This window comes from Lentilactobacillus sp. Marseille-Q4993, assembly GCF_951230165.1.
Classification (GTDB): domain Bacteria; phylum Bacillota; class Bacilli; order Lactobacillales; family Lactobacillaceae; genus Lentilactobacillus.
Map to the genome: position 1 here is coordinate 32801 of NZ_CATNVB010000006.1, position 14271 is coordinate 47071.

General features: G+C 40.9%; 14 protein-coding genes. 1 reads left to right on the plus strand and 13 read right to left on the minus strand.

Features of this window, described 5'->3' with window-relative positions:
• Positions 1–9: 9 nt before the first annotated feature.
• Positions 10–969, plus strand: a complete 960-nt coding sequence (locus QOW94_RS03760; RefSeq protein ID WP_283678858.1) for an ADP-ribosylglycohydrolase family protein — start codon at positions 10–12, stop codon at positions 967–969.
• 71 nt (positions 970–1040) lie between these two features.
• Here the strand turns inward: QOW94_RS03760 and QOW94_RS03765 are convergent, their stop codons facing one another.
• The 13 genes from QOW94_RS03765 to QOW94_RS03825 form a co-directional block, all read right to left on the minus strand.
• Entirely contained in the window at positions 1041–1250 is a 210-nt protein-coding gene (locus QOW94_RS03765) for a hypothetical protein (protein ID WP_283678860.1), read from the minus strand.
• Between the two features lie 147 nt (positions 1251–1397).
• Positions 1398–2315: a ribokinase gene (gene rbsK / locus QOW94_RS03770; RefSeq protein WP_283678861.1), complete on the minus strand. Its 918-nt coding sequence runs from the start codon at positions 2313–2315 to the stop codon at positions 1398–1400.
• Positions 2316–2404: 89 nt separating this feature from the next.
• Positions 2405–3415 carry a ribose utilization transcriptional repressor RbsR gene (gene rbsR, locus QOW94_RS03775; protein ID WP_283678862.1) on the minus strand — a complete coding sequence of 337 codons (1011 nt, stop codon included), beginning with the start codon at positions 3413–3415 and terminating at the stop codon, positions 2405–2407.
• A gap of 95 nt (positions 3416–3510) precedes the next feature.
• Complete coding sequence (locus QOW94_RS03780) at positions 3511–4506, minus strand: aldo/keto reductase (protein WP_283678863.1); 996 nt, start codon at positions 4504–4506, stop codon at positions 3511–3513.
• 25 nt (positions 4507–4531) lie between these two features.
• Positions 4532–5491 carry a ribose-phosphate diphosphokinase gene (locus tag QOW94_RS03785; protein ID WP_283678864.1) on the minus strand — a complete coding sequence of 320 codons (960 nt, stop codon included), beginning with the start codon at positions 5489–5491 and terminating at the stop codon, positions 4532–4534.
• 80 nt (positions 5492–5571) lie between these two features.
• Positions 5572–8028: an SF1B family DNA helicase RecD2 gene (gene recD2, locus QOW94_RS03790; RefSeq protein ID WP_283678865.1), complete on the minus strand. Its 2457-nt coding sequence runs from the start codon at positions 8026–8028 to the stop codon at positions 5572–5574.
• A gap of 12 nt (positions 8029–8040) precedes the next feature.
• On the minus strand, positions 8041–8772 hold the full coding sequence (locus QOW94_RS03795) for a tetratricopeptide repeat protein (RefSeq protein ID WP_502867234.1): 732 nt from the start codon (positions 8770–8772) through the stop codon (positions 8041–8043).
• Positions 8773–8782: 10 nt separating this feature from the next.
• Positions 8783–9439: a histidine phosphatase family protein gene (locus QOW94_RS03800; RefSeq protein ID WP_283678867.1), complete on the minus strand. Its 657-nt coding sequence runs from the start codon at positions 9437–9439 to the stop codon at positions 8783–8785.
• A 129-nt stretch (positions 9440–9568) separates the two neighbouring features.
• Entirely contained in the window at positions 9569–10693 is a 1125-nt protein-coding gene (gene mnmA, locus QOW94_RS03805) for a tRNA 2-thiouridine(34) synthase MnmA (RefSeq protein WP_283678868.1), read from the minus strand.
• Positions 10694–10863: 170 nt separating this feature from the next.
• Complete coding sequence (locus QOW94_RS03810; RefSeq protein ID WP_283678869.1) at positions 10864–11901, minus strand: branched-chain amino acid aminotransferase; 1038 nt, start codon at positions 11899–11901, stop codon at positions 10864–10866.
• Between the two features lie 144 nt (positions 11902–12045).
• Entirely contained in the window at positions 12046–12393 is a 348-nt protein-coding gene (locus QOW94_RS03815; protein ID WP_283678870.1) for a DUF1831 domain-containing protein, read from the minus strand.
• Positions 12393–13556 carry a cysteine desulfurase family protein gene (locus QOW94_RS03820; RefSeq protein WP_283678871.1) on the minus strand — a complete coding sequence of 388 codons (1164 nt, stop codon included), beginning with the start codon at positions 13554–13556 and terminating at the stop codon, positions 12393–12395. Before QOW94_RS03820 ends, QOW94_RS03815 begins: the two co-directional genes overlap by 1 nt.
• A 20-nt stretch (positions 13557–13576) precedes the next feature.
• Positions 13577–14263, minus strand: coding sequence for a 5'-methylthioadenosine/adenosylhomocysteine nucleosidase (locus tag QOW94_RS03825; protein WP_283678872.1), 687 nt, complete (start codon positions 14261–14263; stop codon positions 13577–13579).
• Positions 14264–14271 lie beyond the last annotated feature (8 nt).

A 14271-nucleotide genomic window follows, 5' to 3' on the forward strand; every position in this document is an offset into this window, starting at 1 on the left:
GTAAGCTCTATGTTTTCAACCAGTTATCTCCTCTTCCAATCACTAACTGCGGTTGCAATTGGTGACGCACTAGGAGTCCCAATTCAATTTAAAAAGCGACAATCATTATTCAAAAATCCCGTTAGCAAGATGACTGGCCACGGGGCCTTTGACCTGCCCGCAGGTGTTTGGTCAGATGATACATCCTTGACGGTTGCGTCCCTCAACAGCCTTACATATGGGTTCAACTTAAACGATCTCATGCTTAGATACTCTAACTGGTACAAATTTGGGCATTACACTCCACTTGGAAAGTCATTCGATATTGGCAGAACAACAATGAACGCCATTGAAAAGTTCAACCAAGGAACTCCCCCTGAACTTTGTGGTGGTGAGACAGAAGAGGATAACGGCAACGGTGCCCTAATGCGGTTGATGCCCCTATCCTTTTATCTGTTAAACAAATACCCAGATTACTCATTTGATGACACAATTTGCGAGTACGTTGAAAAGTTCACCTCAGTTACCCACAGACACAAACGCAGTTTGATTGCCTCCTCCATCCTAACTAATGTCATTATTCGGGTAATAATGAATCCGAATAAGTATGCAATGCTTCATGCAATTACTGAAGTGCTAGACTATTACGCTGAAAAGCCAGGATACAGTTATGAATTGACCTTCTTTACTGGTTTTGATAAAGCTGACTTTTATCGAATACCTAATGAAAAAGTTATCAGTTCTGGATACGTGATAGACACGCTTCAATCCGTATTCTGGTGCCTAATGAACTCCGAGAAGTATGAATCAGCAGTAAAAAAGGCAATCAACCTTGGTAATGACGCTGACACTATTGGCTCTATCACATCCATGTTAGCTTCTGTTCTCTACGCACCGGTGTCATTCCCATCCGACTGGTTAACTAACCTTAAAGGTCGTAATGAACTAAAGTGGTCCGTTGCGGCTGCGTTGTTATCAAATAATTTTTAGGCTACGAAAAAAGCAAGCGAAAAATTCGCTTGCTTTTTCTAATTTAAATTTAGTTGCTTTATCTTTCTAACCTAATCTTCTGACGCATTCATAGCTTCAATGATCATAGTCAATTGGCTACATTTGTTTGTCAGTTCGTGCATTTGATCACCGAACTGCGGCTGAATAACCACGGTTTCGTTAGAGTCGCGAAGATTGTGACTGCCCTCTTTTGCTTTAAGCTGATTTAACTCAGAGGCTGCCTTCTTGTATTCTTCAAGAATTTCTAACTTGTTACTCATAGCTATAAACTCCTTTTAATTGAACTAATCTACAAATCGAATATAACACCATAATGGTACTTTGTGAACCTAAATTTTGGACGCCATTTATGTCAACGCAAGAATATTACCAGAAAAGAAATGATAAAGCAATCTCATTTTGAAAATTTATTTGTAAGCTTTATTGATCTCATCTTTAGTAGGAATCGATGGTAACGCTCCCGGTCTTTGAACAGTAATGGATGAAGCCTTTTGAGCATAAATAAGTGCCTCTTTAACATTGGCCAACTCTTTATCCACCTGAGAACTAAATGCACCTATAAAGGTATCTCCCGCGGCAGTTGTATCCACTGCTTTAACTTTAAAGGCTTTTACAAATCCACTATCGCTCTTTGTGTGATAGTAGGCACCTTTACTGCCAACAGTAATAATTACGTTATCAATTCCCATTTCGGAGAACTTCTCAGCATTCTTGTCCATCGAGTCAGTATCAACAACTTGAATCCCAGTCAAACTAGCACTTTCTGTTTCGTTTGGGACAATTAGATCAGTAACTTCAAGGAGACCATCAATAATCGTTTGGGCCGGTGCGGGGTTCAAGACAGTTGTAACTCCATTTTGCTTAGCAATCTCAAACGCATGCTTAGTTACCTCTTGTGGGGTTTCAAATTGAGAAATTAAAATATCTGCCCCTTTAATCAAGTCTGCTGCTTTATCAACAGTTGTATTAGTCATTGCTTGATTAGCGCCACCATAAACCATAATACAATTTTGACCATGCTCATCAAGAAGAATTACAGCTGATCCTGTTCCCTCAGCGGAGGCAATCTCTATATGATCAATATTAACCTTGTTCCCGGCAAGTGAATCCTTCATAAATTCGCCCAAATTATCATTGCCGACGTTACCGATAAAACTAGTTTCAGCTCCAGACCGAACTGCCGCGACAGCTTGATTTGCTCCCTTACCACCAGCTGAATTTGTCTTACTATGAGCACTGATTGTTTCCCCTGGCTTTGGCATTTCAGCAATATGCAACGTTGTATCAACGTTTAAGCTTCCCAAAACTACTACTTTATTTGTCATATCAAATCTCCTCTTTTGAAATGAGAATTTCGTTGGTTAAAACATTTTACTAACAAGATTCTACCAAATTTAAACCGTTATAACAATAATTATTCAGTGATTTTTTTAACGCTATCTCTAACTTCCAGGTGAATCGAAAGCGATACTCGCTGTTTTGGGGTATCACGATTTTCAATTCGGTCGATTAATAATTTTGCAGCCGTTTCCCCCATCTCAAATGCTGGTTGATGGACAGTTGTTAATTTAGGAGTAAAGTATTCAGCCAAATCAATATCATCATAACCAACAACTGAGATATCATCAGGAATTGAAATCCCCTTTTCGGCAAATGCCCGGTACAGCCCAAAGGCGACCTCATCATTGATAGCAAATACCGCCGTTGTCTTAGTTTTGAGGACAGAGTCGGCAGCTTCGTATCCTCCCATTTTAGTTAAATCTGCAGAAATAACGTGAGATGGTTCAATTTTGTGGCCAGCTGCGTCAAAAGCGTCTAGAAAGCCCTGTAGCCGTTCTTCCAAGTTAGTTGTGGGTTTGTTAGCTTTCACAACTGATACGTCTGTATGGCCATTTTTTAGCAAGTGATCGGCTAATAACTTACCACCATCATAATTATGAACCTCAACTTGATCCCCATCTTTAACCGGAGCTTGGTCAATTAATAAATAAGAAATTTCATTCTGTGAGAGAATATGATCAATTTCGTTTAAATCAGACACGGCAGAAGCAATAATCAGACCATCAGCGGCCCGCCGGATTGATTCAAACAAATACCGAGTTTCTTGTTTCTCACTATCATTTGATCCAAACACTAACGGTACATAGTCTCTTTCGAGGGCAGCGCTTTCAATTCCTCGTAAAAATCTTGAGAAGAACGGGTTATTAATATTGGGAACGATAATCCCTAACGTTCTCCCAGAACGTCTAATTAAACTTTGCGCATTAAAATCAGGAACATATCCCATTTCTTTTTGCAGTTCATGAACTTTCTCGACAGTTTTTTTACTGAACCGATCGCCTTTACCATTAAGAATTTGTGAAACAGTGGTAACAGACACCTCAGCTCTTTTAGCTAAATCGTTAATTGTAACTTTCTTTTTCATAGCCTTTCTCCCATCAATTCATCCTTATAGTTTGATTATACCAAATAAAAGCGTTAAACGGGGTAAATCCGTTTAACGCTTTTAATGTAAGGGAACTAACCCTTAATAATTGAATCGATTTTAGTTAATTCATCGGCTGTAAATTTGGTGTTTTTCAAAGCCTCAAGGTTACTCATCAAATGGTCAACCTTTGATGCTCCAGTTACAACACTGGCAACAACATCATCATGAAGAAGCCAAGCAAGACTCATTTGAGCAAGTGACTGGTTCCGATTTGCAGCAATATCGTTAAGCTCATTAAGTTTCTTAACGAGGGCATCCTTGCCGTTCTTGAACATAAAATCATTGCTCCAGTGAACTTTGATGTCATCTTCCATACCACCGAGGTATTTATCCGTTAATAATCCTTCGGCAAGTGGACCATATGCAACCAGTGCCTTATTATTATCTCTCAATGTGTCGAGCAGTCCATCATCCTCGATGGTCCTGTTCAACATATTATAAGAGGCTTGGTTAACTACAAATGGTGTGTGCATTTCTTTGAAGTATTTAGTGATTTCAGCGGTTTGCTTACTATCGTAGTTAGATATCCCAACGTACAGTGCTTTGCCTGACCTAACAATATCATTCAGGGCATCGGCAGTTTCTTCAAGGTTGGTATTGGGATCAAAACGGTGGCTATAGAAAATATCAACGTAATCCAATCCCATCCGTTCCAAACTTCCATCAATCGCATTGATCAACGTTTTTCTTGATGAGAAGTTACCATAAGGTCCAAGCCACATGTTAAAGCCGGCTTTAGTCGTGATAACAAGTTCATCCCGGTATGGCTTTAAATCTTCTCGGTAAACGTTACCGAACATTCTCTCAGCAGCACCAGAACCAGGGCCATAGTTATAAGCCAAATCAAAACTAAAGATTCCTTCATCAAAAGCTTTTAGGATTACCTTCTCGCTATCTCCAAAATTAGCTGTATCCCCGAAGCTGTGCCACAATCCAAACGAAACTGCTGGTAATTCAAGCCCCGAATCACCGGCTCTTCTTACAAATGCGTTATCATAACGATTTTCATTAGCACGATAGCTATACATTAATTGTCACCCCATAAATTATTTTTTATCTACCGAAAAGCTTACCAACTGATTGCTGGTTGTGAATCAATTTGATGGCCTCGCCAAACAACTTATCAACAGATACAATTTCAAGTTTATCAAACTGATTCTTTTCACTAACCTTAATTGAGTCAGTAACAATCACCTTCTCGATTTGCGAATTCTTTAACCTAGAAACGGCATCGCCTGAGAAGATTGGGTGCGTCGCCATAGCGAACACCTCGGAGGCGCCAGCTTTCTTAAGAGTTTCTGACGCGATTTCGAGTTTGATACCAGTATCGATCAAATCATCAACGACAACTGCTCGTTTGCCCTTAACATCCCCAATTACTGACTCAGGAATAGTATTAGCATCTTCCGGAGAACGATTATCAATAATCGCAATTGGTGCGTTTAGCAGTTCAGCAAATGTTCTTGCCCGTGAAACACCGGTATGATCAGGAGAAACCACAACAACATCTTCAGCACCATGCTTACTCTCAAAGAAATTTGCCAAAAGACGAGCTGCTCTTAAGTGATCAACAGGAATATCAAAGAAGCCCTGAATTTGATCTGCATGAAGGTCAAGTGTTACCACTCGATCAACTCCATCCATCTGGAAGAACGTCGCAATCAACTTAGCTGTAATTGGTTCCCGTGAACGAGCTTTTCTGTCTGCCCGTGAATAGCCATAGTAGGGAATCACAACATTGATTGAGCCGGCCGATGCTCTTCTTAAAGCGTCAACCATGATCAACAATTCCATCAAATTCGTATTAACTGGGTCAGAAACTGATTGAATAACATAAACTTCGTCACCACGAATACTTTCGTCAACACTAATCTTAATCTCATCGTCACTGAATTTTTTTACTGTGGACTTCCCCAAAGGAATACCTACTGCTGCGCTGATTTTCTCAGCTAATTCCATGTTGGAATTAAGGGCAAAAATTTTAATATCTGGTTGTGACTTACTGTCCGTCATGATGGCCTCCAAGAGTGTTTGTTTAAAAAAATCATAACATAAAAATTACTACTTTTTCATTAAGAAATCCCCTAAATCTTCTAATTCATAAAATCCCCTGGGGTAACATCTTCCATCCCAATCATTGGGTCAATCTCATTTCCCAATATTTTTGCCACCGTTAGTACTTTATCATCATTCAGTGATTCTGAATTTGGCTCCTCGGTGTGTTCATTAATAATCTCAGTATCGTCAGACTCAATTTGAACATTTTCTTCAGTACCGTCATCAATTCCAACGGCTCGTTTGACCTTCTCAATCAATGAAGTCTGCCGATTAACTGATACGGTCTCAACACACTGTTCAAACGCACTTTGTTCTCCAACTAAAATCAAGAACTTACTTGCTCTGGTAACTGCGGTATATAGCAAATTTCGTTGAAGCATCCTACTAAATTGATGAACGATTGGGAGAATTACCATATCAAACTCACTACCTTGAGCCTTATGGATTGAAGTACAGTAGGCCAATGTAAACTGGTTCCACTCACTCTTTTCATAAGTGACTTCTGTATCCTCAAAATCAACTGTGATTGAAGTCGGTGCGTCTTGCCCCTTTTCCTGCTTCATTGACACGATTTGACCAATATCACCGTTAAAGACATTTTTTTCAGCATTGTTGATCAGCTGAAGAACTTTATCGCCAATCATGTAGCTGTGGTTTCGAATTTCTACTTTCTTTTTGCCGGGAGTATCCTGCCAGACGGTCTGAATTGAGTCGTTTAGATTGTCAATTCCTGCAGGTCCCCTGTACATCGGGGCAAGTACCTGAACATCCATTCGGGGGAAATCCTTAGTCTTAGCTCTTTTGACCACTTGATCGACAACTGAGCTCACCTGGGCTGGACTACAAGGGATAAAAGACCGATCGGGTTTGTTGACGGTAAAGTCTTCTGGAAGCCGCCCACTGTGAATTTGGTGGGCAAGCGAAATAATCGTTGAATCAGCATCTTGCCGATAAATTCGATTTAATTTCATTACTGGTAGTGATTTTGATTCAATCAAATCATGGAAAACTTGGCCTGGGCCAACTGATGGAAGCTGGTCAGCATCCCCAACTAGTACCACCTTAATGTGACTAGGAAGCGCCGCTACGAGCATCTTAAACAAATAAGTATCGACCATTGACATTTCATCAATAATCACAAGTGAGCCATCAATATCCTTGGTGATTGCCGCATCCTCACTATCGTTCTGAGTCAACCCGAGGAGTCGGTGAATCGTACTGGCTGGTAACCCGGTATTTTCGGTCATGTGTTTTGCTGCCCGCCCAGTTGGGGCTGCAAGCAGGATTGGAAATGGTTTATCTTTGTAAGCATTGATATCAAGGGAAAAATCATTAAGTTCACTAAAAACATTCACGATTCCGTTGATAATCGTGGTTTTCCCAGTTCCGGGTCCTCCAGTCAAGACAAACAGCGGTGATTTAATAGCCTGCTTTATGGCTGCTTCCTGGGAATCATCGTACTCAATGTCAAACTTTCGTTCAACTTTCCTGATTACCTTATCAAGCTGTTCATCATCAACTTCTTCATCTTCGTTGTTTTTTATTAAACGATTGAGATGCTCAGCAATTTGAACTTCGGCATTGTACAAACCAGTTAGAAAAATTCGGTCCTTTTCACCAATAATTTTTGATTCTTTGGAAAGTTCCACTAGCCCCTGGGCAATTTTATTAGCGGGAACATCTTCCCCACGCGCACCCAACATCCGCTCTGTTTCCTGTAGCAATGGTTGAGTGGTAGTGTATGTGTCTCCATTGCGGGCGCAAAGTGTCTGAATACTATAAAGCAAGGCGGCACTGATTCTAACCGCGGCATCTGGGGCGATTCCCTGATCAATTGCAATCGCATCAGCTCGTTTGAACCCAATAGATGGAATATCTTCAACCAACCGATAGGGATTCTCGGCAATGATATTCAGAGCGTCATCCCGATATTTCTGGTAAATAACTGAACTTAACTGATTTGAAAAACCATAACTATTCAAGCCGATGATAACCTTTTCCAGGTCATCCTTTATTACCAAATTATCGGTAATCGACTGTTTTTGCTTATCGGTCAAGCCAACTTGGTCAAGAACCGAATGATCATTATCAATCTTTTCAAGGGCATCCGTTCCTAAAACATCAACGATTTTTTCAGCAGTCCTTTCGCCAACCCCAGGAAACTTGTCTCCCGATAAAAAGTTGACCACTCCCCGCCGAGTCGTCTTCATTACCGTTGAATAATTAGTTGCTTGAAATTGCTTACCGTACCGAGGATGGTCTATCAATTTACCAACAAAATGGTATGCAGTTTCTTCAATTACATCCCCAAAGCTTCCAGTAACAACGATTTCCGCTTCATCCCAATCAAGATTTGTATTGGTTATTTCAACTAATAGCACTTTGTAGAAACTATCATCGCTCGCAAAAAAGATGGCTTTTAACCGGCCATCGATAAATTTTTCAGTATTATTGTCGCCAGCGACATCAAACAAATCAATTGAATCAGCCAAAACGATTCTCCCTTACTCTTGTTTCTTTTTGTTGAGTTGAATGAACTTTTCGATATCCTTTAGTCTTTCCTGACCGTCGTTAAAGTAATTTTGGTCGTACTTTTTTGCCTTATCAAAATAATCACTGAAGTTCTCATCATTGATCATTGCAACGATTCCCCGATTAAAATTGGCTTTACCGTCCTTTGAATCAATCTCCAGCACCATATCGTAAAATTCACCAGCTTGGGTGAAATTACCTAACGCCAATAGGTTGTCACCAATCAACTGGTTCACAGTCTTATCTTTGCGATTCTTTTCTTGGGCAGATATTGCAAATGCTAACGAACGTTTACTATCTCCCTTCGCCATATAGCTCTGAGCTAACATTAAATACGACTGAAACTGTAACCCCTTATCAGTAACCTTTTGGAATTCGGCGATTGCCTTATCAAATTCTTCAGCTGCATAGTACACGTTACCCAATCCGTATCGCAATAAATCAACAATTTGGATTTCAGCGGTCGCAAACCTACCTAGTGCCTTCATTAATAGTTCTTCAGCTTGAGGGTAGTCTTTTCCTTCAACCAATAGCGTAGCTAATTCATAATAGTTGCGGTAATTATCTGGATCCTGATCAATCTTCACCACTAATTCATGAACTAGTTGTTTCGCCTTCTGCTCTTCCTTTTCCCGCTCTGTCATATACTTCCGTTGTTTATCCTGGTTTTCTCTTTGTAAATCGTCTTTATTCTGATTAGCCAACTTATCTCACCTATACAATATCCGTTTCACTTATTTCTCGGTTCAAGTACTCTGTATCGTTCCACTTAACCAGTGAAAACACAGTTCCGGCCTCATTGCTATCAATGATGGTCGTGCTGGTATTCGCCAACCCACCGCGTTTTTTCAAGTCAGGTAAACTCGCTCCCAACAAATGGTTCATTTCAGCGTTTAACGCTGCTCCGTGACTAACAATCAGTACATTTTGGTCAGGATTTGCTTGAACGATTTCCTGAATTGCCGGAGTCATTCGGGCAATTACGTCTGGGTAACTTTCACCACCGATAACTGAATTATCGTACTTATCAGGGTGGAGTTTGAAGTTCTCAGCCTCCTCTGGAAATTCTGCCTTCACATCAGCAAACTTCATCCCTTCCATTTTGCCAAGGTGAAATTCCTCCAATCGAGATAAGAACGTGATCGGTGGCTGTTTACTTAGTTGTTTCCGAATTCCTAGAGCTGTATCCCGAGCCCGTTTGATAGGGCTTGCATAAATATGGGCAAACTCAATATCCTTTAAAAATTCGCCAACTTGCTTTATTTCCTGATAGCTTTGCTCAAGTAGGGGTGAATCACCACCAGCACCTTGGTACCGGCTTTCCAGATTCCACTCAGTTTTTCCATGTCTCACAAAATACAATCTAGTCACAGTGCTTCCTCCAAATAATATCTTTCCTTATTATGACAGGTATTATGAAGATTTTCAAAACTGATTGCAAAAAAACAACCCATTTCTAATCACAAAGTTAGCGATTAAAAACAAGTTGTTAATTAAAGGTTATACGTACTGCAATTCCTTTTGATTCTTGTAAGCAGCATCAATAATTGCTGAGCCAAGGCACTCCTCACCATCGTAGAAAACAACGGCCTGTCCCGGAGTGATTGCCCGAACTGGCTCATCAAAATCAACGCGAACCGTCTTCCCATCATCACTGATGTGAACAGTAACGCCCTGATCCTTTTGCCGGTAACGGAACTTAGCAGTGCAATGGAAGTCCTTGCCACGGTCAAGGTTATTGACCCAGTGAATATCAGACGCATCAAGGTAGTCGGCATACAACAATTCGTTCTCGTATCCCTTACCAACGTACAAGATATTCTTCTTCAAGTCCTTACCAATTACAAACCAAGGTTGGTTATCAACCCCGTCGCCACCGATACCAAGGCCCTTACGCTGACCGATAGTATAATACATCAAACCAGCATGTTGGCCCTTAACTTCGCCATCAACGGTCATCATCTTGCCTGGAGTTGCTGGAAGGTAGTGACCAAGGAACTCCTTGAAGTTCTTCTCACCAATAAAGCAAATTCCAACTGAATCCTTCTTAGCTGCAGTAGCTAATCCGGCCTCCTTGGCAATCTTTCTAACCTCAGGCTTAGTCATGTTACCAATTGGGAACATAACCCGATCAAGTTGGTCCGCTGACAATTGACTCAAGAAATAAGTTTGATCCTTGTTCATATCCGTAGAACGGAGAAGATGGTTGTGCCCATTTTCATCTCGAGTCAATTGAGCGTAATGACCAGTTGCAATGTAATCAGCACCAAGTTCAAGGGCATAATCCAAGAATGCCTTAAACTTGATTTCCTTATTACATACAACGTCAGGATCGGGAGTCCGACCCTTCTTATACTCGTCCAAGAAGTACGTGAACACGCGGTCCCAATACTCCTTCTCAAAGTTTACTGAGTAGTACGGAATTCCAATTTCGTTTGCAACCTTGGCAACATCTTTATAATCCTCAGTTGCCGTACAGACGCCATTTTCATCCGTATCATCCCAGTTTTTCATGAAAACGCCAATCACGTCATATCCCTGTTGTTTGAGTTCGTAAGCAACGACTGAAGAGTCGACGCCTCCGCTCATTCCAACAACAACACGAGTCTGACTGTTGTCTGTCATAAAAACCACCATCATTTCAAAGAGATTCTGGAGAATCCACGATTTGAAGGTCGTAATTTCCAGTAAATTTTATGATAACGCAAATCTCTCTCAAATACCACCCGTTTTGCTAACAAAAAAGTACCGGTCGCGTTACCCAACAGGATAACTACCGATACTCTTAGTTTATATTAAACCTCAACCTTTTGAATCCATCCCTCTGGCGCTTCAACATCGCCAAATTGGATACCAGTTAACGTATCATATAACTTCTTAATTGTAGGACCAACCTCAGTTTCACTGTAGAAGACATGCTTCTTACCATGGTGAGTCAAACTACCGATTGGTGAAATAACCGCAGCAGTACCACAGGCCCCTGCTTCTTTAAACTTATCTAGGTCGTCGATATCAACAACCCCTTGAGTAGCTTTCAAACCTAAGCGATTTTCTGCCAACCACAAAAGTGAGAACTTAGTGATACTTGGCAAAATCGATGGTGACTTAGGAGTGATAAATTCATCGTCCTTAGTGATTCCAAAGAAATTAGCCGAACCAACTTCTTCAATCGTTTGATGGTTAACTGGGTCAAGATAGATAACATCTGAGTAACCTTGCTTATGGGCTTCGTCACCAGGTAACAAACTAGCAGCGTAGTTACCACCAACTTTAGATTGACCAGTTCCCTTATGGGCAGCCCGGTCATAATCTGATGTTACGTAGTTGGTTGGCGTCATTCCACCCTTGTAGTAAGCACCAACGGGCATTGCGAAAATAGTAAAGATGTATTCCTGAGCAGGGTGAACACCGATATTACCCCCAACTCCAATCATCAATGGACGTAAGTATAAAGTACCACCAGTACCATAAGGAGGAACATAATCAGCATTTGCCTTAACGACCGCTTTAACAGCCTCAACAAATTTATCTTCTGGGAAAGCAGGCATTAATAACCGCTCACAACTGTTATGCATTCTCTTTGCGTTTTGATCTGGTCTAAATAATTGAATACTACCATCCTTTGTCCGATAAGCCTTTAATCCTTCAAAGTCAGCTTGACCATAATGAAGGGCAGTTGAACCCTCACTGATATGTAATGTTGAATCTTCAGTCAATCCACCTTCGTCCCACTTACCATTTTCGTAATGGGCAAGGAATCGATATGGGAGATCCATATAATCAAATCCAAGGTCGTTCCAATCAATTTCTGATGCTGGTTGTGCTTTTGCCATATAACATACCTCCATGTAATATAAATTAGAAATCTAATTTATTTTTAATAAGATTCTAATTTGTTTTTGACTTGATGTCAACCTAACTTTTGATAAAAAAATAGCCGTAGGTTGCTGAAAGCACCGCCACGACTACTCTTATATTTATTCATGATTTGGTTTTAAAATATCACGATCAACTAAGTTTTGCATTACAAACCGAAATTGCTCAACGTTTTCAGCAGTATCGTCGTTTGCAAAAATATTCACCGGCTTCAATCCATTTCCGGTAGTTACTGACATTCTAAATCCAGTTAAATCCTTTTTAACCATTACTTTTACTTTATAAGTTGCATTAAACGGAGAGCCTGGGTCAAGAGACCGCTCAAGGGAATAGTTTCCTTGCTTTGTCTCCGTGAACCCAACGTCTTTAAGTGAGTACCGCTTAACCTGATCCGATAATTCATACGTCACACTATCGCCATTTGCTTTTGCTGTTTTTGAAAATGCCATTAGTTTGTAACCCCTTTCTTCTTTATTCTACCAATAGTTTTGACGATTGCATCAACTAATTTATCTAAATCTTCCTTAGTGGTGTATCGACCGAAGCTGATTCGAATTGATTCTGAGATTCTGGGGCTATCTTCGCCATACATAGCCACTAACACATGAGACGGCTCAATACTGCCGGCAGTACATGCTGAGCCACCTGAAACAGCGATTCCTGCCAAATCAAGGTTAGTTTGCATTACGTAAGTTGAAATCCCTTTTAACCAAATATTGAAGACATGGTTTAGGTTATCCTTTGCAACCAAACCATTGACTTCAAAGTCAACGTTATTAGCTTTTAATTGGTCAATAAGATACTGTTTGAACCCATAATACTTTTCCTGCCGCCGATGCTTCTCATCACTGGTTATCGTCTCAACAGCTTTACCAAACCCAGCGATGGCCGGTACGTTTTCAGTTCCTGCTCGGCGCTTATCTTCCTGCTGACCACCCTTTACAAAACTTGGGAAATTAACCCCTTGGTGCTTGTATAGAAATCCAATCATCTTTGGACCATTGATTTTATGAGCAGAAGTCGATAACAGATCGATATGGTCTCGTTGAACGTCAATATCTAGCAATCCATAAGCCTGAACTGCATCGGTGTGAAACCAAGCTTGATGGTCCTTCAATATCTCACCAATTTCATGAATTGGCATTACAGAACCGACCTCATTATTACCCATCATGATTGAAACCAAAATCGTGTCATCACGAAGTGCCTCTTTAAAATCAGTCATCGAAATATAGCCATTCTCATCAACCGGCAAATAAGTTACTTCAAACCCCTGCTTTTCCAAAGCTCGCATTGGTTGCAGCACGGCTTCATGTTCAATCGCCGTTGTAATAATGTGCTTACCAAGATCCTGACGACTTAACGCTGTCTGCATAATTGCAGTATTGTCACTTTCGGAACCACCGCTGGTAAAGATAATTTCCTCAGGATCTGCGTTGATACTCTTTGCGATAGTTTCCCGAGCAGATTCCATCACCTGCTTAGCTTCACGCCCAAGCCCGTACAACGTCGATGCGTTTCCGTACACATTCTTATACTTATCCATCATCTCAGCATAAACTTCGTCTGAAACCCGCGTTGTTGCGGCATTATCTAAATAAATCTCTTCCACAATTTTCACTTCCTGTAAATCTAGTTCTTAAATAAGTTAATTAACATTTCGCCGGATCTACGACCAGCTTGAATAATAAATTGGTCAAAGGATTGTTCTGCGTCCTCATCACCAACGTCAGACATGGCCCGAATCACAACGTAAGGCACCTTGTTTTCGTATGCCACTTGGCCTACAGCTGCCCCTTCCATTTCAACGCATTGCGCATCTGGGAAATTGGCAACGATGGCAGCTGTTTTTTCAGAGCTAGCCACGAACTGATCGCCGGATACAATCAGTCCCTTTGCAGTATTTAGACCTGTTTCTTGGGCTGCCTCAATAATTCGGTCCCCAAGTTCACGGTCCGCTGGAAAACGAGCTGGCATCCCTGGTAATTGACCAACTTCGTAACCCGAACTAGTAACATCTACATCGTGATACGCAGTCTCTGTCGAAACCACCACATCACCAACGTGAAGTCCTTCGCCAACTCCACCAGCTGATCCTGAATTAATCAACTCATCAACGTTAAACTCAGTAATTAACAAGGCAGCTGTAATTCCAGCTTGGACCTTACCAATTCCAGATTTAACGATCACAACGTTTTCACTACCAATTTGACCACTCAAAAAGTCTGCGTGGCCAACCGTTTTAGTGCTTGTGTTTGTCAAGGCTCCCTTAAGAACCTCAATTTCTTCGTCCATTGCACATATTATTCCGTATGTCATTCGTAATC

Coding starts and splice junctions, on each gene's coding strand:
- QOW94_RS03760 (WP_283678858.1), top strand. CDS start 10: ATGTTTTCAACCAGTTATCTCCTCTTCCAATCACTAACTGCGGTTGCA.
- QOW94_RS03765 (WP_283678860.1), bottom strand. CDS start 1,250: ATGAGTAACAAGTTAGAAATTCTTGAAGAATACAAGAAGGCAGCCTCT.
- rbsK (WP_283678861.1), bottom strand. CDS start 2,315: ATGACAAATAAAGTAGTAGTTTTGGGAAGCTTAAACGTTGATACAACG.
- rbsR (WP_283678862.1), bottom strand. CDS start 3,415: ATGAAAAAGAAAGTTACAATTAACGATTTAGCTAAAAGAGCTGAGGTG.
- QOW94_RS03780 (WP_283678863.1), bottom strand. CDS start 4,506: ATGTATAGCTATCGTGCTAATGAAAATCGTTATGATAACGCATTTGTA.
- QOW94_RS03785 (WP_283678864.1), bottom strand. CDS start 5,491: ATGACGGACAGTAAGTCACAACCAGATATTAAAATTTTTGCCCTTAAT.
- mnmA (WP_283678868.1), bottom strand. CDS start 10,693: ATGACAGACAACAGTCAGACTCGTGTTGTTGTTGGAATGAGCGGAGGC.
- QOW94_RS03810 (WP_283678869.1), bottom strand. CDS start 11,901: ATGGCAAAAGCACAACCAGCATCAGAAATTGATTGGAACGACCTTGGA.
- QOW94_RS03815 (WP_283678870.1), bottom strand. CDS start 12,393: ATGGCATTTTCAAAAACAGCAAAAGCAAATGGCGATAGTGTGACGTAT.
- QOW94_RS03825 (WP_283678872.1), bottom strand. CDS start 14,263: ATGACATACGGAATAATATGTGCAATGGACGAAGAAATTGAGGTTCTT.